The sequence below is a fragment of the Jiangella anatolica genome (assembly GCF_003236295.1).
Lineage (GTDB): Bacteria > Actinomycetota > Actinomycetes > Jiangellales > Jiangellaceae > Jiangella > Jiangella anatolica.
Window position 1 is genome coordinate 1 of record NZ_POTW01000124.1, and the last position, 17,809, is coordinate 17,809.

The window sequence follows — 17,809 nt, forward strand, 5'->3', positions numbered from 1 at the left end:
GGCGGTGGCCGACGCGGTGCGGGCGGCGGTCGCCGGGGCGGGGCGGACGGTGCTGTTCAGCGGCGCGACCGTGGCTTCGTCGCTGGCCGTGCTGTTCGTCTTCCCGTTCCCGTTCCTGTCGTCGTTCGCCTATGCGGGCATCGCCGTCGTGCTGACCGCGGTGGTCGGCGCGACGGTGATCCTGCCGGCCGCGCTGATGCTGCTCGGCCACCGGGCCGCTCGCCGTCGCCCCGCCGACCCGCGGCGGGAGGCCGGCTTCTGGTTCCGGCTCTCGACGGCGGTGATGCGGCGGCCGGTGGTCAGTGGCGGCGCGGCGCTCGTCGTGCTGCTGGGCCTCGGCGCGCCGGCCCTCGGCGTCGACTTCGGCTCCCCCGACGACCGCATCCTCCCCAGCAGCCAGCCGGTCCGCGCCATGTACGACACCATCCGGGCCGACTTCGCGACGGAGGACGCCGACGCCATCCAGGTGGTGGCGCCGTCGCTGCCGGACGCCGACATCGCGCCGTACGCCGCGGCGCTGTCGGAGCTTGACGGCGTCGAACGGGTCGACACCCACACCGACGGGACCGGCGCCTGGTTCGCCGTCGTGCCGACCGGCGAGCGGCTGGCCGAGGACCCGACCGGTCTGGTCGCCGACGTCCGCGCACTCCCCGCCCCGGCGGACGTCCTGGCCGGCGGCTACCCCGCCGAGCTGACCGACTACCGCGACGGCGTCGTCGACCGGCTGCCGCTGGTGGGCGTGCTGATCCTCGGCGTGACGTTCGTCGTCCTGTTCCTCATGACGGGGTCGATGGTCGCGCCGCTGAAGGCGTCGGTGCTCAACCTGCTCAGCCTGTCGGTGATGTTCGGCGTGCTGGTGTGGGGCTTCCAGGACGGCGGCCTCGCCGGCCTGCTGGGCTTCACGCCGACCGGCGTCATCGAGCCGAGCATCCCGCTGCTCATGTTCTGCATCGCCTACGGGCTGTCGATGGACTACGAGGTGTTCCTGCTGGCCCGCATCAAGGAGGACTACGACCGCACCGGCGACGTGTACGGCTCGGTGCCACGGGGCATCGCCCGGTCAGCGCCCCTGGTCACCGCCGCCGCGATGATCCTGGCGGTCTCGTTCGCCGTGTACGCCACCGGCGAGGTGGTGTTCCTGCAGCAGCTCGGCATCGGCATGGCCCTGGCCGTCCTCGTCGACGCGACGCTGATCCGCGGCGTCCTCGTGCCGGCGCTGATGCGGCTGGCCGGCCGGGCGAACTGGTGGGCGCCCGGCCCGCTGCGCCGCCTGCACGACCGGATCGGCCTGCGCGAGGATGCGGCGGCACATCCCCCGCAGACCGATATGGCTGTATTGCTCGACTGATATAGTCAACCATATGAAGACGACCGTGAACCTGCCGGACGAGCTGCTCCAGGAGGCACAGGAGCTCGCCCGCCGGGAGGGAACGACGTTGAAGGAGCTCATCGAGACGGGCCTGCGCGGCGTCGTCCGGCAGCGCTCCGCCGAAGCGCGGTTCGTCCTCGACGACGCGAGCGTCGGCGGCAACGGCCTGCGGGCGGAGTTCCGTGGCGCGGGGTGGGACCAGATTCGCGACGCGATCTACTCGCAGCCGTGATCGCGGTCGACACGAACGTCCTTGTCTACGCCCATCGGCGGGACAGTGAGTTCCACGATCGTGCCACCGAACGGGTGAAAGGTCTCGCCGAGGGACGGGTCGCCTGGGCGATCCCGTGGCCATGCGTCCACGAGTTCTTCGCCATCGTGACGCATCCGAAGATCTACGATCCGCCAAGCACGCGCGACCAAGCGATCCGACAGCTGGACGCCTGGCTCGCCGCGCCGACGCTGTCGCTCCTCGGCGAGACGCCCAGTCATTGGACGCAGCTCAGGGCGCTGCTCACCGCCGGCAAGGTCACCGGGCCCATGGTGCACGACGCCAGGATCGCCGCGCTCTGCGTCGCGCACGGTGTTCGCGAACTGTGGTCGGCCGATCGCGACTTCGGCCGCTTTGCCTCGTCCGTCCGGATCCACAACCCCCTGCTGACCTAGCGGTGGACCGCCTCGGTGGCCTGCAGCGCGGGCAGGTCGGCGCGGGTCGGCAGGCCCTCCCAGTCGCCGAGTGAGGTGCAGGCGAACGCGCCCGCCGCGGCCGCCGTCGCCAGCCGCCGCTCCACCGGCGCGCCGTCCATCAGCTCGGTGAGGTAGCCGGCCACGAACGCGTCGCCGGCGCCGACGGTGTCGACGACCCGCACCGGGACCGCGGGCGTGCGCCGCAGGTCGCCGTCGATCAGCGACACGGCGCCGTCCGCGCCGAGCTTGATGACGACGTGCGCCGGGCCGAGCTCGGCCAGGGCGGCCGCCATCGCCTCGGGCTCCCCGTCGGGCACGACCAGCGACGCCTCCTCCGGCCCCGCGAACACCACGTCGGCCTGCCCGACCAGCGGCGCCAGCGCGGCGCCGGCGTCGTCGCGGCTCCACAGCGCGGACCGGTAGTTGAGGTCCAGCGACACCGTGACGCCGGCCGCCTTGGCGGTGTCGACGGCCAGTTGCACCGCCGACGCGGGGCCGGGGCCGAGCGCCGGGGTGATGCCGGTGACGTGCAGGACGGCGGCCCGCTGGATCCGCTCCAGCGGCAGGTCGAACGCCGTCAGCGCCGACGCCGCGCTGCCGGCCCGGTAGTAGCGGACGTTCGTGTGCAGGCTGTTCGGCCGCTCCTTCACCATCAGCCCGGTCGGCCGGCTCTCGTCGACGGTGGCGATCGCGGTGATGCCCTCGGCACGCAGCTCGCGCAGCATCAGCTCGCCGAACCCGTCGGCGCCGACCCGGCTGATCCACGTCGCCGGCCGGCCCAGCCGCCGGACCCCGACGGCGACGTTCAGCTCGGCGCCGGCGACGGACACCTGGGCGGTTCGGTGGTGCGCCCAGCCGCCGGTCTCCACGGCCGCGACCAGCGCCATCGCCTCGCCGAGCGTGACGAGGCCCGCGCCGGTCATGCGCCCGCCCGGGCGTCGCGGACCGCCGCCAGCGCCGTCGCCGCCCGCTCCGCCAGCGCGCCGAGGTCGCCACCGTCCGCAGCGTCGCCCAGCAGCGGCCCGCCCAGCCCGACACCGGCCGCGCCGGCGCGGATCCAGTCGCCGATGTTGGCGAGGCTGACGCCGCCGGTCGGCATGATCGCGACGTCCGGGAACGGCCCGCGCAGCGCGGTGATGTAGGACGGCCCGACCGCGGAGCCGGGGAACAGCTTGACCACGGTCGCGCCGGCCCGCCACGCCGTCAGCACCTCCGTGGGGGTGAGCGCGCCCGGGTAGGACGGGATGCCGGCCTCGCGCGCGACCGCGATGACCTCCGGCTCGACCGACGGCGACACGACGAACCCGGCGCCCGCCTCGACCACCGCCCGCGCCTGGCCGGCGTCGATGACCGTGCCGGCGCCCACGTCGACCGAGGCGGGCAGCTCCGCCCGGATGGCCTTGATCGCCTCGAGCGCGCCCGGCGAGGTCAGGGTGATCTCCAGGCAGGTGATCCCGGCGTCGACGAGGGTACGGCTGATCTCGCCGAACCGGTCGGCCGAGCGGGCCCGCAGGATCGCCATCACGCCCGTCTGCGACAGCTGGGCGCTCGGTGGGATGCGGTCGGTCATCGTGGTTCCTCTCTGTGGCGGGGTGCGCCGAGCTGCTCTGAAATCGCCCGGCCGGCGGCGACGACGAGCTCGCCGAGCCGCCCGAACCGGTCCGGGGTGACCCGGGTGGCCAGTCCGGCGACGGAGACGGCGGCGACGACGGCGCCGTCGTGATCGAACACCGGTGCGGCGACGCAGCGGATGTCGTCCTCGTTCTCGATGTCGTCGATGGCATAGCCGCGCTCGCGGATGCCGGCCAGCCCGGCCCGGAACGCCGCCGGCTCGGTGACGGTCCGCTCGGTTCGCTTCGTCAGCCCATGGGCGACGACCTGGTCGACGGCGTGTGGGCCCGCGAAGGCCAGATAGGCGCGGCCGACCCCCGTCGAGTGGGCCGGCTGCCGCGACCCGACGGTGGAGTTCATCCGCACCCGCCCCGGCCCGTCGATCTTGTCGATGTAGACCATGTCCGGCAGGTCCGGCAGCACGAGGTGGACCGACTCGCCGGACTCCTCGACCAGGCGGCGCAGCGCCGGCTGAGCCAGCGCCCGCAGGTCGACGGAGTCGAGGTAGCCGCGGCCGAGGTGCGCGGTCCGGGGCCCGAGCAGGTGCCGCCCCTGCTCGACGCGGACCAGCCCCGCCTCGGCGAGCGGCGCCAGCAGCCGGAGGGCCGAGCTCTTGTGCACGCCGACGGCAGCGGCCAGCTCGGTGAGCGTCGCCCCACCCGCCGCCGTGGCGTCGGCCACCGCGTCGAGCAGCGCGATCCCCCGCCGCAGCGACGACGAGTTGTTCCGCTCCACCGGGCTCACCTTCTGTTGCGCACTGCACAACTGCATTGTGTAAGTGAGCCCAGCATAAACGGTGCCGCACGCGACAGCGGCGGGGCGGCCGCTCGGCCGCCCCGCCGCGCGAGGACCTCGAGGAGCGATCCGGCGGTGGTCAGCCGGCCTTGGCGATGTCGCGGAGCCAGCGCAGCTGCTCGCGCGTCTGGAACGTCTGGCCGCCCTCGTGCTTGTTGTACGGCCAGACCTTGATGTCCTTCGGCCCGGCGTAGTGGTTGTACGACGCGAACACGGTCGACGGCGGGCAGGTGGTGTCCATGAGGGCCACGCTGTACAACGCCGGCGCGGTGGCGCGGGCGGCGAAGTTCATACCGTCGAAGTAGGAGAGGGTCCGGAAGACCTGCTCCTCGTGGTCGCGGTGGATCGACAGGTACCGCGCGATCTCGTAGTACGGCAGCGTCTCGACGATCTCGGTGGCGCGCCGGTAGCCGGTCAGGAACGGGACGTCGATGAGGGCGCCCGCCAGGCCGGTGCGCAGCCCGGCCACCGCGGTGGCGATGCCGCCGCCCTGGCTGCCGCCGGCGATGACCAGCCGCGACCCGTCCACCAGCGGGTGCCTCAGCGCGGCGTCGACCGCCCGCACGGCGTCGGTGAAGACGCGGCGGTAGTAGTAGTCGTCGGGGTCCAGCACGCCGCGGGTCATGAAGCCCGGCGTCTGCGCGTTCTGCCCGCCGGCCGGGTCCGGCGTGTCGCCCGGGGTGCCGTTGGAGCCCTGGCCCCGGGTGTCCATGACGAACGTCGCGAAGCCGGCGACCGCGCTGGTCAGCCAGTCGTGCGGGAAGCCGCGGCCGCCGCCGTAGCCGATGTAGTGCACGACGGTGGGCAGCGGCTCCGACGCGCCGGCCGGGGTGATCAGCCAGCCGGCGATCCGGTGCCCGCCCCAGCCGGTGAACCGCACGTCGTGGACGTCGACGAGGCGAAGGGCCGCGTCGTACGGGGTGAACTCCGGGTCCAGCGGGAACTGCGCCGCCTCGGCCAGCGTCCGGGACCAGAACTCGTCGAAGTCGGGCTGCTCGTCGCGCTCGGGGCGATAGTCGCGCAGCTCCGAGAGGGGCTTGTCGAACAACGGCATGGCGGGCGTCCTCCGCGGTCGTCGTCGGGGTGTGGTCGGACCACTGTAGTGGACTCGAACGACGGCGGTGCCAGCCGGTGGCACCCCCGGTTACGATGATCGAAACGCGGCGCGTGCGATGACGAATCGCGCTGGTTGGGTCTAGATTGCCCTAATGGGGACAACAACACGCCAGCGGACGGGCACACCGGCCACGCTGGTGCTGGAACGATCGGGGGTGCCGTTCACCGTGCACCCGTACCACCACGACTCCTCCGCGCCGTCGTTCGGCCTGGAGGCTGCCCGCGCCCTCGGCGTCGTGCCGACGCGCGTCTTCAAGACCCTGCTGGCCGAGGTCGACGACGAGCTCGTCGTCGCCGTGGTGCCGGTGTCGGGGTCGCTGGACCTCAAGTCGCTGGCTCGTGCCGCCTCGGGGAAGCGTGCGGTCATGGCCGCCACGTCGCAGGCGGAGCGGGCCACCGGCTACGTGGTCGGGGGGATCAGTCCGTTCGGGCAGCGGCGCCGGCTGCCCACCATCGTCGACGAGTCGGCCTACGGCTACCCGACGGTGTTCGTCTCGGCCGGCCGCCGCGGTCTCGACGTCGAGATCTCGCCGGCCGACCTGGTCAGGCTCACGGGGGCGAAGACGGCCACGATCGGCCGCACCAGCTAGCCGCCGACGCTGCCGGCGCCGCCAACGCCAGCGCCGTGGCCGGTGTCAGCGCCCGGCACCGCCCACGGCGTCCGGTCCTCGCGGAACAGCGCGATGACCGCGGCCACCACGACGGCCACCATCGACCAGACCAGATAGGCCGCCGACGACTTCAGCTCGAGCGAGAACAGCTGCTCCGCGCCGTCGGCCAGCCCCGACACGTCGCCGTCGGGGCCGAGAACCCTGCCCACCACGCCGGCGACCAGTGACCCGACGACGCCGAGCCCGGCCAGCGACACCAGCACGGCCACCGGGTTGCGCCGGTGCCACACCACGAACACGACCGAGAGCACGAGCCCGAACGCGGCGCCGAGCAGCGCGAACACGGCGTCGCGGGTGAACAGGTGCTGGCCCTCGCGCGCGTCGACGCCCAGCCCGCCGTCGATCACCACGCCCTGGACGTCGGGCGCCAGCGCCCACCAGAGCACCCCCATGGCGATGCCGGCGACGAGTGAGGCGACGGCGATCTGGACGACGACGCGGACGGTGCTCGGCGCCGCGTGGCCCAGCCGCTCGGCCCGCGTCGTCACGACGCCAGACACGTGGGTCCCAGCAGCTGCTTGAGGTCGCCCATCAGCGCGGTCGACGGCGTGACCCGCAGCCGGTCGTCGAGCTTCATGACGGTGGTGCGGCCGGTCCCGGTGAGCTTGAGGTGCACCGGCGTGACACCAGGATGCGTGGTCAGCACGTCCTTGAGCCGCTCGACCACCGGCGGCGTGCACCGCGTCATCGGCATCGTGACCACGACCGGGCCGGACGGGCCGTCGGACAGGTCGGGCAGGCTCAGCTCGGCCGCGATCAGCTGCGGCGCCTCCTCACGCCGGTCCAGCCGGCCCTTCACCACGACGATCTCGTCCTCGGCCAGTTGCAGCGCGTAGAGCTGGTAGGTGGCCGGGAAGAACATCGCCTCGATCGAGCCCTCGAGATCCTCGATGGTGACGATGGCCCAGGTGTCGCCGCGCTTGCTGACCTTGCGCTGCAGCGACGTGATCAGCCCGCCGACGCTGATGGTGGTGCCGTTGGGCACCTCGCTCTCGTCGCTGAGCGCGGAGATCGGCCGGTCCGACGCGTTCGCGATGACGTGTTCCAGGCCGAGCAGCGGGTGGTCGGACACGTAGAGGCCGAGCATCTCGCGCTCGAACGCCAGCTTCTGCTTCTTGTCCCACTCCGTCAGCTCCGGCACCGCGACCTCGAAGCCGCCCGCGTCGTCGCCGCCCGCGCCGCCGAACAGGTCGAACTGGCCGATCGCCTCGTTGCGCTTGAGCGAGATGACGGTGTCGACGGCGTCGTCGACGACGGCGGCCAGCGCGCGGCGGGCGTAGCCGAGCGAGTCGAACGCGCCGGCCCGGACCAGCGACTCGACCACGCGCTTGTTGCAGACGTGCACCGGGACCTTGTCCATGAAGTCCGGGAACGTCTCGAACCGGCCCTTCTCCTGGCGCGCGACGACGATGCCGTCGACGACGTTGGCGCCGACGTTGCGGATGGCGGTGAGGCCGAAGCGGATGTCGGTGCCGACCGGGGTGAAGTCGCCGGCGGACTCGTTGACGTCGGGCGGCAGCACCTTGATGCCCATGCGGCGGCACTCGGACAGGTACATCGCCGTCTTGTCCTTGTCGTCGCGGACCGACGTGAGGACGGCGGCCATGTACTCGGCCGGGTAGTGCGCCTTGAGGTAGGCGGTCCAGTACGCGATGACGCCGTAGGCCGCGCTGTGCGCCTTGTTGAAGGCGTAGTCGGAGAACGGGACCAGGATGTCCCACAGCGTCTTGATCGCCGCATCGCCGAACCCGTTGGCCTTCATGCCGTCGGAGAACGGCACGTACTCGGCGTCGAGCACCTCGCGCTTCTTCTTGCCCATGGCGCGTCGGAGCAGGTCGGCTTTACCGAGCGAGTAGCCACCGAGCTGCTGCGCGATCGCCATGACCTGCTCCTGATAGATGATCAGGCCGTAGGTCGTGCCGAGGATCGGTTCCAGCGCCTCGGCCAGCTCCGGGTGGATCGGCGTGATGGGCTGCTGGCCGTTCTTGCGCAGCGCGTAGTTGATGTGGCTGTTGGCGCCCATCGGGCCGGGCCGGTACAGCGCGATGGTCGCGGAGATGTCCTCGAAGTTGTCCGGCTTCATCTGCCGCAGCAGCGACCGCAGCGGCCCGCCGTCGAGCTGGAACACCGCCAGCGTGTCACCGCGGCCCAGCAGCTCGTAGGTGGCCCGGTCGTCCAGCGGCAGCTCCTCCAGGACGATGGCGTCCTTGCCGTTGCGGACGATGTTCTTCAGCGCGTCGTCGAGGATGGTGAGGTTGCGCAGGCCCAGGAAGTCCATCTTGACCAGCCCGAGCTCTTCGCAGGTCGGGTAGTCGAACTGGGTGATGATCGCGCCGTCCTGCTCGCGCTTCATGACCGGGATCGTGTCGAGCAGCGGCGCCGAGGACATGATGACGCCGGCCGCGTGCACACCCCACTGGCGCTTGAGGTTCTCCAGGCCCTTCGCGGTGTCGACGACGCGGCGCACCTCGACGTCGGACTCGTACAGCGAGCGGAACTCGCCGGCCTCGGCGTAGCGCTTGTGCTCGGGGTCGAAGATGCCGCCGAGCGGGATGTCCTTGCCCATGACGGCCGGCGGCATCGCCTTGGTGATGCGCTCGCCGACCGAGAACGGGTTGCCCAGCACCCGGGAGGCGTCCTTGATGGCCTGCTTGGCCTTGATGGTGCCGTAGGTGACGATCTGCGCGACGTGGTCGGTGCCGTACTTCTCGGTGACGTAGCGGATCACCTCACCGCGCCGGCGCTCGTCGAAGTCGATGTCGAAGTCGGGCATCGACTTGCGCTCGGGATTGAGGAACCGCTCGAAGATCAGGCCGTGCGGGATCGGGTCGAGGTCGGTGATGCCCATCGCGTACGCCGCGATCGACCCCGCACCCGAGCCACGGCCCGGGCCGACCCGGATGCCGTTGTCCTTGGCCCAGTTGATGAAGTCGGCGACGACGAGGTAGTAGCCGGCGTAGCCCTTGGTGGTGACGACCTCGGTCTCGTAGTTGGCGCGGGCCCGGACCTCGTCGCTGATGCCGCTCGGGAACCGGCGGTGCAGGCCGCGCTCGACCTCCTTGATGAACCAGGAGACCTCGTCCTCGCCCGGCGGTACCGGGTAGCGCGGCATGTACTTGCCGGCCTCCTCGACGAACTTGACGTCGCAGCGCTCGGCGATCAGCAGCGTGTTGTCGCAGGCCTCGGGCAGGTCGGCCCACTTCTCCCGCATCTCGGCGGCGGTCTTGAGGTAGAAGTCCTCGGCGTCGAACTTGAACCGCTTCGGGTCGGCCAGTGTGGAACCGGACTGCACGCACAGCAGGACGGCGTGCGCCTCGTGGTCGGACTTGTGGGTGTAGTGCAGGTCGTTGGTGGCCAGCAGCGGCAGGCCGAGGTCCTTGCCGAGGCGCAGCAGGTCCTCGCGGATGCGGGTCTCGATGTCGAGCCCATGGTCCATCAGCTCGAGGAAGAAGTTGTCCTTGCCGAAGATGTCGCGGAACTCCGCCGCGGCCTTGATCGCCTCGTCGTACTTGCCCAGCCGCAGGAACGTCTGCACCTCGCCACTGGGGCAGCCGGTGGTCGCGATGATGCCGGCGGAGTACTTCTGCAGCAGCTCGCGGTCCATGCGCGGCTTGAAGTAGAAGCCCTCGATGGAGGCCAGCGACGAGAGCCGGAACAGGTTGTGCATGCCGCCGGTGTTCTCGGCGAACATCGTCATGTGCGTGTAGGCGCCACTGCCGGAGACGTCGTCGCCGCCGCCGTCGCCCCACCGCACCCGGGTCTTGTCGAACCGGCTGGTCCGCGGCGTGAGATAGGCCTCGGTGCCGATGATCGGCTTGATGCCGTGCTTCTTGGCCTTGTTGTAGAAGTCGTAGGCGCCGAACACGTTGCCGTGGTCGGTGGTCGCCAGCGCCGGCATGCCCTGTTTGGCCGCCTCGGTGAAGAGGTCGTCCAGCCGGGCGGCGCCATCGAGCATGGAGTACTCGGTGTGCACGTGCAGGTGCACGAAGCTCGACACGGACGCCTCCTCGCAGACACTTCACCGGCGTCAGAGGGTTCGCGCCGGGGGTCAAGAGACACCCTATGCCGCGGCTCCGACAGCTTCTCGGAGCCACTCCGACGAGAGCCGGCTCACAGCCGCCAGACGGGCGGATCGTCGGAGTTGTCGCGCTCGGCGGCGTCGAGCCCGGCCTCGATGATCGCCGTCACGATCCGGCCCAGCGACTCCGGCGGCAGCGACGGCGCGCGCCCGGCCATCGCGGCGACGATCTCGGCCTCGCGGCGCGGATCGCGGCCCGCGTGGCCGCCGACCGGCTTGAGCCGCTGGATCCGTCCGGCCAGCGCGACGCGGTGCTCCAGCAGCGTCGCCACGGCCGCGTCGACGGCGTCGATGGCCTCCCGGCAGGCGGCGATGGTGTCCGGGACGGACGTGCGGACCAGTGGCGCGACCCGGGCGGCCGCCTCGCGGGCCTGCCCGGCGGCCGCGGCGCCCGGCGCCGTCAGCCAGAGCCCGTCGGCGCCCGCGGCGACGGCGGCGGCGGCCAGCTCCGGCCGGTCCCCCAGGTCGGCGACGACCGGCTTGCCCTGCGCGCGGGCCGCGGCGATCGCGGCCGGGTCGGCGCCGTCGACGAACGTGACGGAGCCGGCCGGGACGGCGTCGTGGTCGAGGTCACCGCCGGCGCCGGACGGCGCGATGACGGGCGGCACCGGGCCGGCGAGGGGCGCGCCGGCGGCCACCGTGTCGGTCTGGGCGCCGGGGTGCGGGGTCGTGGTCACGGGATGCTCCAGTAGTCGGGGGGCCACCTGACGAACGGGCCGAAGCCTCGGGAGCCGACTCGGAGGAAGGTCGCGCTACGCCTCGACGCGGCCGGCCACCCGAGCCGGCTCGATAAAGGCGAGAGACGTGTGCATGGCGGCGACGCTACCGGCGGCCCCCGCGCCGCGTCCACCCCTCGGATGGTCGGTTTCGGATCGCGAGACGACGTCACCGCGAGCCGAGCGCCTCCCGGCAGGCAGCCGCCACCTCGCGCACCGCAGCCAGCGGCGCGGTCCAGCCGGTGCGCTCCGACGCGGCCTCCAGCGGGGCGAGCAGCTCGGCGGCGCCGCGCGGGTCGCCGCGCCGCAGCCGGGCCCGGGCCAGCGCGACGTAGGTGTCGGCGCCGAACAGCCACACCGATCCCGGCGGCGCGTCGACCGCCCGCACCATCGCCTCGGCCTCGTCCAGCAGCTCCCGCGAGTCCGTCGCGGCGGCCAGCGCCGCCAGGCACGGCAGCCGGTAGGCCTCGGTGCGATGCCGATCGGCGATCGTCAGCCCGCGCTCCAGCACCGCGATCGCCTCCTGCGTCCGGTCCAGCTCGAGCAGCGTCGTCGCGTGGATCGCCATGCTCGCGGCGCTGAACCAGGCGTGCGCCGGCAGCGTCAGCGACCGCCGGCCGTGCCGGAGCGCCTCGTCGGGCCGGCCGCGCAACCGTGCGATCCAGCCGAGGTTGGCCACGTACCAGGACTCGTAGCCGGTGTGCCCGCTGCGCCGGTTGACGGCCAGCGCCTCCTCGATCCGGCTGGTGGCGATGTCCCAGTCGCCGCGGGCGACGGCCGGGAAGGCGGACTCGAACACGCACCACTGCAGCAGCCACAGGTCGCCGGAGCGGCGGCACAGCGGCTCCAGCTCGTTCAGGACGGCGCGCAGCTCACGCACCTCGCCCAGGTAGGCGTGCACCGTCTTCAGCCCGTCCAGCGCCAGCGCGAGCGCGTCGTCGCCGCCGATGCCGCGGGCCAGCTCCAGCGCCCGCCGGCCGTAGCCGAGGGCGTCGGCGAAGCGCAGCCGGTTGGCCGAGAGCACCGAGAGCCAGGCCAGCAGCTCCGACTCCGCCGGCCGGTCGCCCAGCCGCTGCGCCAGCCGCAGGCTCTGCTCCAGGTACACCATCGCCTCCGCGATCGGCCGCCCGATGCCGCTCCACGCCGGCCCGCCGAACTGGCGCAGCGCGCGCATCTCCAGCCGCTGGTCGCCGACGGCCCGGGCGGCCCGCAGCGCCTCGGTGTGGTCGGCCATCGCGTCGGCGTAACGGAACATCGCCTCCCGGGCCCGGCCGCGGGCCAGGTGCACCCGCCCGGTCAGCTCGACGTCGCCGCTGTGCCCGGCCGCGTCGAGGGCCTGGCGCAGCAGCGCCTCGGCGTCGCCGACGGCGTACCGGTGCAGCGCCTGCTCCCCCGCGGCCAGCCAGCCCGGCCCGGCGCGGGCCCAGTCGCCGGCGGCCGCGGCGTGCCAGCCGACCGCCTCCGGGTTGCCGGCCTGCAGGTCCGCGGCGCGCAGGTGGTACGCCACCCGGGTGGGCGGCGGCGTCTCGGCGTAGAGCGTCTCCTGGACCAGGTCGTTGCCGAACTCATAGGAACGGCCGGCCACCACCAGCAGGCGGGTCGGCAGGATCCGATGACAGCGCCGGGCCGCCTCCTGCGCGCTGAGGTCGAGCAGCCCGGCCAACGTCATCGGCGTGAACGACGAGCCGAGCACGGCGGCGGCGTGCAGCAGCTCTTCGGCCTCCGGACCGGCCCGCCGGACCCGGGCCATGACGCTGGCCCGCAGCGAGTCAGGGATGCCCTCCTCGCCGGCGGCCAGCGCCCGCAGCGTCTCGACGACGAACAGCGTATGGCCGCGGGTGCGCCGGGCGATCTCGGCGCCGTGCGCCTGCTGACCGGCCTCGGCGGCCAGCCGCGCGATCGCCGCCTCGTCCAGCGGGCCGACGTCGAGCCGTTGCGCCACCCCGGCCAGCGTCTCGAGGACCCGCTCGCCCTCGTCGGCCCGGACCGTCCCGATCACCAGCAGCCGGCCGCCGGACGTGTGCCGGCCCAGGTAGTGCAGCAGCTCGACGGTGGCCACGCCGGCGTTGTGCAGGTCGTCGACGACGAACACGACCGGCTGCCGGGCGGCCAGCCGGCGCAGGAAGACGACCACCGCGTCGTAGATCCGGCGGCGCTCGGCGGCCGCGCTGCGCCGCTCCGGCGCCGGCTCGCCGAGCAGCGCCGTCACCTCCGGCACTAGTGCGGCCAGGGCGCCGGCGCGATCGCCGGCGGCCTGGCGCAGCACCGGCGCCGGCAGCTGCGCGACCAGCCGGCCCAGCGCATCGGCCACCGGCTGCAGGAACAGCGAGCGCTCCACGTCGTAGCAGCGCGCCTCCAGGGTGCGGCCGCCGGTGCGGCGGGCCAGCCGGGCCGCTTCCTCGGCCAGCGCGGTCTTGCCGATCCCGGCCTCGCCGGCCAGCAGCACCAGCGCGCCCTCGCCGGCCACCGTCCGCTCCCACAGCCGGACCAGCCGGGTGAGCTCGGCCGCGCGCCCGGGCAGCCGCTCGGTACCGGGCGCCGGCTCCGGCACGACGGCGGCCGGCGCCGGTGCCGCCTGCTGGCGCAGAATCGCGACGTGCAGCTCGCTGGTCGGCGGCGCCGGGTCGACGCCCAGCTCCGCGGCGAGGCCGGCGCGCAGCCGCTCGAACGCCGTCAGCGCCCTGGCCGGCTCGCCGGCGGCGTCGTAGGCGCGCATCAGCGACCGGGCGGACCGCTCGTCCAGCGGCTCGGCCTCGGCGGCCGCCTCCGCCGCCGCGAGCGCCGCGGCGACGTCCCCCGTCCGCAGCCCCGCCTCGGCCGCGACGGCGCGGGCCCGGCCGGTGAGCTCCGCCTGACGCCGCCGGCCCTCCGCCGCCCACTCGGCGTCCGCCTCGTCGGCCAGCAGCGGCGCGGCGTCGGCGAGGTCCAGGGCGGCCTGCGCGGCGGCCAGCGCGATCGCCGGCTCCGCGTTCGCCAGCCGGATCTCCGCCTCGTCGACGAGGTCGGCGGCGCGGTCCAGGTCGACCCCGGCGCCGTCGCCGAGCCGGTAGCCGGACCGGCCGCCGGCGACGACCTCGTGGCCGAGGGCCGCCCGCAGCCGGCTGACCAGCGTCGCGACGCTCGCCTCCGGCCGCCGCGGCCGCGGCTGTCCGGCCCACAGCGCCTCGACGATCGTGTCGACGGGCACGAGCCGGCCGCCGGCGACGGCCAGCACGGCGAGCAGCGTCCGCCCCTTGCGGTCGCCCACCTCGCCGGCGGCCAGCGCCCGGCCCGCGCGCTCCACGGTCAGCTCACCGACCAGGCGCACCTGCAACTCAGCGTCCGCCGCGTCCACCCCCCTGCACCAGGTGGTACTCCTCCCGGGCGCGCCGGTCAAGAGCGACCGCAACGCCACCGCAACGGGCCGTGGCAGCGTCCGGGACGTCCGAACGACCCACCAACGGGGGGCAACACCATGAGCACCACCATCGAGACCGGCGACGCGCGCCGGGAGCTCGCCGACGTCCGCGGCCGGCTGACCGGCCCGGAGGACGCCGGCTACGACGAGGCCCGCAAGGTCTACAACGCCATGATCGACCGGCGCCCGGCGCTGATCGCGCGGGTCGCCGACGCCGACGACGTCGCGCGCGTGGTCCGCTTCGCCCGCGACCACCAGCTGCCGCTGGCCGTGCGCGGCGGCGGCCACAACGGGGGCGGCCTGGGCGTCGTCGACGACGGCGTCGTCATCGACCTGGGCGACCTGCGCGACATCGTCGTCGACCCCGCCGCCCGGACCGCCCGGGTCGGCGGCGGCTGCACCTGGGGCGAGGTGGACCGGGCGACGAACGCGCACGGCCTGGCCACGCCGAGCGGGATCATCTCGACCACCGGCGTCGGCGGGCTGACGCTCGGCGGCGGCCTCGGGCATCTGACGCGCGCGTTCGGCCTGGCCATCGACAACCTGCTCGAGGTCGAGATGGTCCTGGCCAGCGGCGAGCGGGTGACGGCCAACGAGACCGAGCACCCGAACCTGTTCTGGGCCGTCCGCGGCGGCGGCGGCAACTTCGGCGTCGTCACGTCGTTCCTGTTCCGGCTGCACGAGCTGGACACCGTCATCGCCGGCCCGACGTTCTGGCCGGTCGAGCAGACCGCCGAGGTGCTCGCCGCGTACCGCGACTTCCTGCCCGCAGCGCCGCGCGAGCTGAACGGGTTCTTCCTGGTCGGCGCGGTGCCGCCGGCGCCGCCGTTCCCGGAGGAGCTGCACCTGCGCACGATCTGCGGCGTCGTCTGGTGTCACATCGGGTCGGAGGAGCAGGCCGCCGCCGACATGGCGCCGCTGCTGGACGCGCTGCCCGCACCGCTGCTGCACGCACCGTCGCCGATGCCGCACCCGGCGCTGCAGAGCGCGTTCGACGGCCTCTACCCGCCGGGCGACCAGTGGTACTGGCGCGCGGACTTCGTCACGGACATCCCGGACGAGGCCGTCGCGGTCCACGCCGACTTCGGCGCCCGGCTGCCCAGCTGGAAGTCGACCATGCACCTCTACCCGATCGACGGCGCGGCGCACGACGCCGAGCCGGGCGACACCGCGTGGAGCTACCGGGACGCGCGCTGGGGCTCGGTGTTCGCCGGGGTGGACGCCGACCCGGCCAACGTCGAGGCGATCCGCTCCTGGTCGGTCGACTACTTCGAGGCCCTGCACCCGTACTCGGCCGGCGGGGCGTACGTGAACATGATGATGGACGAGGGCGAGGACCGGATCCGGGCCAGCTACCGCGGCAACTACGAGCGGCTGGCCGACGTCAAGGCCCAGTACGACCCGGACAACCTGTTCCGGGTCAACCAGAACATCAAGCCGGCCTGATCAGGTCCAGGGCCTGCTGGAGGTCGTCGGGGTAGGCCGAGGTGAACTCGGCCCACTCCCCCGTCCCCGGGTGCTCGAAGCCCAGCCGGGTGGCGTGCAGCCACTGCCGGGTCAGGCCGAGCCGTGCCGCCAGCGTGGGGTCGGCGCCGTAGGTGAGGTCGCCGACGCACGGGTGCCGCAGCGCGCTCAGGTGCACCCGGATCTGGTGCGTCCGGCCGGTCTCCAGGTGGATCTCCAGCAGGCTGGCCGCCGGGAACGCCTCCAGCGTCTCGTAGTGCGTGATGCTGGGCTTCCCGCCGGCCACGACGGCCCACTTGTAGTCGTGGTGCGGGTGGCGGTCGATGGGCGCGTCGACGGTGCCGCGGGACGGGTCCGGGTGCCCCTGGACCAGCGCGTGGTAGACCTTGTCGACCGTCCGCTCCTTGAACTGCCGCTTCAGCGACGTGTAGGCGCGCTCGGACTTGGCCACCACCATGAGCCCGCTGGTGCCGACGTCGAGCCGGTGCACGACGCCCTGCCGCTCGGCCGCGCCGCTGGTCGAGATGCGGAACCCGGTGCCGGCCAGCCCGCCGACGACGGTCGGGCCGGTCCAGCCGGGGCTGGGGTGGGCCGCGACGCCGACCGGCTTGTCGACGACGACGACATCCGCGTCGTCGTGGACGATGCGCATGCCCTCGACCCGTTCCGGCACGACCTGCACCGGCGCCGGCGGGGCGGGCAGCTCGACCTCGAGCCAGGAGCCGCCGCGGACCCGCGCCGACTTCAGCGCGACGGAGCCGTCGACCACCACGTGGCCGTCCTCGACCAGCGCGGCGGCCTTGCTGCGGGAGAACCCGAACAGCCGGGCCAGGGCGGCGTCCAGGCGCTCGCCCTCCAGCCCGTCGGGCACGGGCAGACTGCGGTGCTCGCTCACGTCGCGACCACCTCGCGCCGCCGGGCCCCGTCGTGCGGGACGCCGCGCACGCTCAGCACCGCCACCAGCACCGCGCCGGTGACGATGGCCGCGTCGGCGAGGTTGAAGACCGGCCAGTTGGGCAGCTCGACGAAGTCGACGACGTGGCCGCGGAACGCCCCGGGCATGCGGAAGATGCGGTCGGTGAGGGTGCCGAGCGCGCCGCCCAGCACCGCGCCGAGCGCCAGCGCCCAGCCGCGGTGCGCGACCCGCCGGCTCACCATGACGATGACCAGCACGACGACGATCGCGACCACCGTCAGCACCGGTGTCGCGCTCGTGGCCAGGCTGAACGCGGCGCCCGGGTTGCGGATCAGGCGCAACTGCACGACGTCGCCCAGGACGGGGACCGCCCGGCCGGGGTCGAGCAGCGCGACCGCCAGGATCTTCGTCAGCTGGTCCGCCGCGAGCACCGCGACGGCCACGGCCAGGAGGACGCCGGTGCGGCGACGCCCTCCGTCCGTCAGCGGCGCTCCTGCTTCTGCTTGCACGTCATGCACAGCGTGGCCCGCGGGAACGCCTGGAGGCGGGCCTTGCCGATCGGGTTGCCGCAGCTCTCGCAGATGCCGTAGGTGCCGTTCTCGATCCGGCCCAGCGCCCGCTCGGTCTGGTTCAGCATGTCGCGGTGGCTGGCGGCCAGCGACATCTCGTGCTCGCGCTCGAACGTCTTCGTGCCGGTGTCGGCCTGGTCCTCGCCGCCGGTGTCGCTGCTGCGCAGCAGGTCGGCGATGTCGGCCTCAGCGTCGGAGATCTCCTCGCGCAGCCGGACGCTGTCGGACTTCAGCAGTTCGCGGACCTCCGCGAGCTCGGCCTCGGTCCACGGGTCCTCGTCCTCGCGGACCACCAGCGCGGCCGCCTCAGCGGCCTCGACCTTGCCGTTTGCGGCCATGGTGTCCACCTTCGCCTTCGCACCCGCCATCTGCCTCGCCACCCTTCTCGTTCCCCCGTTTGCCCTGCCCCTTTCTCTTATA

General features: G+C 73.5%; 16 protein-coding genes. 5 read left to right on the top strand and 11 right to left on the bottom strand.

Annotation, left to right across the window (positions count from 1 at the left end):
* The 3 genes from C1I92_RS30045 to C1I92_RS30055 all read left to right on the top strand — a co-directional run.
* Positions 1-1,348, top strand: a 1,348-nt coding sequence (locus C1I92_RS30045; RefSeq protein WP_146605333.1) for an MMPL family transporter, incomplete at its 5' end; no start/stop codon positions are given.
* 13 nt (positions 1,349-1,361) lie between these two features.
* Positions 1,362-1,601: a type II toxin-antitoxin system VapB family antitoxin gene (locus C1I92_RS30050; RefSeq protein WP_199521741.1), complete on the top strand. Its 240-nt coding sequence runs from the start codon at positions 1,362-1,364 to the stop codon at positions 1,599-1,601.
* Positions 1,598-2,035, top strand: coding sequence for a TA system VapC family ribonuclease toxin (locus C1I92_RS30055; RefSeq protein ID WP_111258315.1), 438 nt, complete (start codon positions 1,598-1,600; stop codon positions 2,033-2,035). The genes C1I92_RS30050 and C1I92_RS30055 overlap by 4 nt, the downstream gene beginning before the upstream one ends.
* Here the strand turns inward: C1I92_RS30055 and C1I92_RS30060 are convergent.
* The 4 genes from C1I92_RS30060 to C1I92_RS30075 all read right to left on the bottom strand — a co-directional run bounded on the left by C1I92_RS30060 (position 2,032) and on the right by C1I92_RS30075 (position 5,516).
* Positions 2,032-2,979 carry a sugar kinase gene (locus tag C1I92_RS30060; RefSeq protein ID WP_111258316.1) on the bottom strand — a complete coding sequence of 316 codons (948 nt, stop codon included), beginning with the start codon at positions 2,977-2,979 and terminating at the stop codon, positions 2,032-2,034. The two genes, C1I92_RS30055 and C1I92_RS30060, sit on opposite strands and share 4 nt — an antisense overlap.
* The gene (locus C1I92_RS30065) at positions 2,976-3,626 is read right to left on the bottom strand and encodes a bifunctional 4-hydroxy-2-oxoglutarate aldolase/2-dehydro-3-deoxy-phosphogluconate aldolase (RefSeq protein WP_111258317.1); all 651 of its coding nucleotides are present in this window, start codon (positions 3,624-3,626) and stop codon (positions 2,976-2,978) included. Before C1I92_RS30065 ends, C1I92_RS30060 begins: the two co-directional genes overlap by 4 nt.
* Positions 3,623-4,402, bottom strand: coding sequence for an IclR family transcriptional regulator (locus tag C1I92_RS30070; protein WP_199521742.1), 780 nt, complete (start codon positions 4,400-4,402; stop codon positions 3,623-3,625). The genes C1I92_RS30065 and C1I92_RS30070 overlap by 4 nt, the downstream gene beginning before the upstream one ends.
* A 139-nt stretch (positions 4,403-4,541) precedes the next feature.
* Entirely contained in the window at positions 4,542-5,516 is a 975-nt protein-coding gene (locus tag C1I92_RS30075) for an acetylxylan esterase (RefSeq protein WP_111258319.1), read from the bottom strand.
* A 154-nt stretch (positions 5,517-5,670) separates the two neighbouring features.
* Here C1I92_RS30075 and ybaK point away from each other — a divergent pair, with 154 nt between their 5' ends.
* Positions 5,671-6,168: a Cys-tRNA(Pro) deacylase gene (gene ybaK / locus C1I92_RS30080; RefSeq protein ID WP_111258320.1), complete on the top strand. Its 498-nt coding sequence runs from the start codon at positions 5,671-5,673 to the stop codon at positions 6,166-6,168.
* On the opposite strand, the gene C1I92_RS30085 is transcribed toward ybaK, so the two are convergent.
* The 4 genes from C1I92_RS30085 to C1I92_RS30100 form a co-directional block, all read right to left on the bottom strand.
* Entirely contained in the window at positions 6,165-6,749 is a 585-nt protein-coding gene (locus C1I92_RS30085) for a DUF2567 domain-containing protein (protein ID WP_146605334.1), read from the bottom strand. The genes ybaK and C1I92_RS30085 overlap by 4 nt on opposite strands.
* Entirely contained in the window at positions 6,734-10,204 is a 3,471-nt protein-coding gene (gene dnaE / locus C1I92_RS30090; RefSeq protein WP_111258327.1) for a DNA polymerase III subunit alpha, read from the bottom strand. Before dnaE ends, C1I92_RS30085 begins: the two co-directional genes overlap by 16 nt.
* A 155-nt stretch (positions 10,205-10,359) precedes the next feature.
* A complete protein-coding gene (locus C1I92_RS34655) occupies positions 10,360-11,004 on the bottom strand; it encodes a chorismate mutase (protein ID WP_199521744.1) in 645 nt (214 codons plus the stop codon).
* A gap of 208 nt (positions 11,005-11,212) precedes the next feature.
* On the bottom strand, positions 11,213-14,377 hold the full coding sequence (locus C1I92_RS30100) for an ATP-binding protein (protein ID WP_158564341.1): 3,165 nt from the start codon (positions 14,375-14,377) through the stop codon (positions 11,213-11,215).
* Between the two features lie 120 nt (positions 14,378-14,497).
* Between C1I92_RS30100 and C1I92_RS30105 the strand changes: the two genes are divergently transcribed.
* Positions 14,498-15,886 (top strand): FAD-binding oxidoreductase, encoded by a 1,389-nt coding sequence (locus tag C1I92_RS30105; RefSeq protein WP_111258329.1) that lies wholly within the window; start codon positions 14,498-14,500, stop codon positions 15,884-15,886.
* On the opposite strand, the gene C1I92_RS30110 is transcribed toward C1I92_RS30105, so the two are convergent.
* From C1I92_RS30110 to C1I92_RS30120, 3 genes are read right to left on the bottom strand one after another with little or no spacing between them, the layout of a single operon-like run.
* Positions 15,873-16,799: an RluA family pseudouridine synthase gene (locus C1I92_RS30110; RefSeq protein WP_111258323.1), complete on the bottom strand. Its 927-nt coding sequence runs from the start codon at positions 16,797-16,799 to the stop codon at positions 15,873-15,875. The genes C1I92_RS30105 and C1I92_RS30110 overlap by 14 nt on opposite strands.
* Positions 16,796-17,329 (bottom strand): signal peptidase II, encoded by a 534-nt coding sequence (gene lspA / locus C1I92_RS30115; protein ID WP_199521745.1) that lies wholly within the window; start codon positions 17,327-17,329, stop codon positions 16,796-16,798. The genes C1I92_RS30110 and lspA overlap by 4 nt, the downstream gene beginning before the upstream one ends.
* Positions 17,302-17,727 (bottom strand): TraR/DksA family transcriptional regulator, encoded by a 426-nt coding sequence (locus C1I92_RS30120; RefSeq protein WP_146605336.1) that lies wholly within the window; start codon positions 17,725-17,727, stop codon positions 17,302-17,304. The genes lspA and C1I92_RS30120 overlap by 28 nt, the downstream gene beginning before the upstream one ends.
* Positions 17,728-17,809 lie beyond the last annotated feature (82 nt).

What these genes read in the sequence shown, in the direction of transcription:
- C1I92_RS30075 (WP_111258319.1), bottom strand. Translation starts at nt 5,516, where the DNA reads ATGCCGTTGTTCGACAAGCCCCTCTCGGAGCTGCGCGACTATCGCCCC.
- C1I92_RS30120 (WP_146605336.1), bottom strand. Translation starts at nt 17,727, where the DNA reads ATGGCCGCAAACGGCAAGGTCGAGGCCGCTGAGGCGGCCGCGCTGGTG.
- C1I92_RS30060 (WP_111258316.1), bottom strand. Translation starts at nt 2,979, where the DNA reads ATGACCGGCGCGGGCCTCGTCACGCTCGGCGAGGCGATGGCGCTGGTC.
- ybaK (WP_111258320.1), top strand. Translation starts at nt 5,671, where the DNA reads ATGGGGACAACAACACGCCAGCGGACGGGCACACCGGCCACGCTGGTG.
- dnaE (WP_111258327.1), bottom strand. Translation starts at nt 10,204, where the DNA reads ATGCTCGATGGCGCCGCCCGGCTGGACGACCTCTTCACCGAGGCGGCC.
- C1I92_RS30065 (WP_111258317.1), bottom strand. Translation starts at nt 3,626, where the DNA reads ATGACCGACCGCATCCCACCGAGCGCCCAGCTGTCGCAGACGGGCGTG.
- C1I92_RS30105 (WP_111258329.1), top strand. Translation starts at nt 14,498, where the DNA reads ATGAGCACCACCATCGAGACCGGCGACGCGCGCCGGGAGCTCGCCGAC.
- C1I92_RS30050 (WP_199521741.1), top strand. Translation starts at nt 1,362, where the DNA reads ATGAAGACGACCGTGAACCTGCCGGACGAGCTGCTCCAGGAGGCACAG.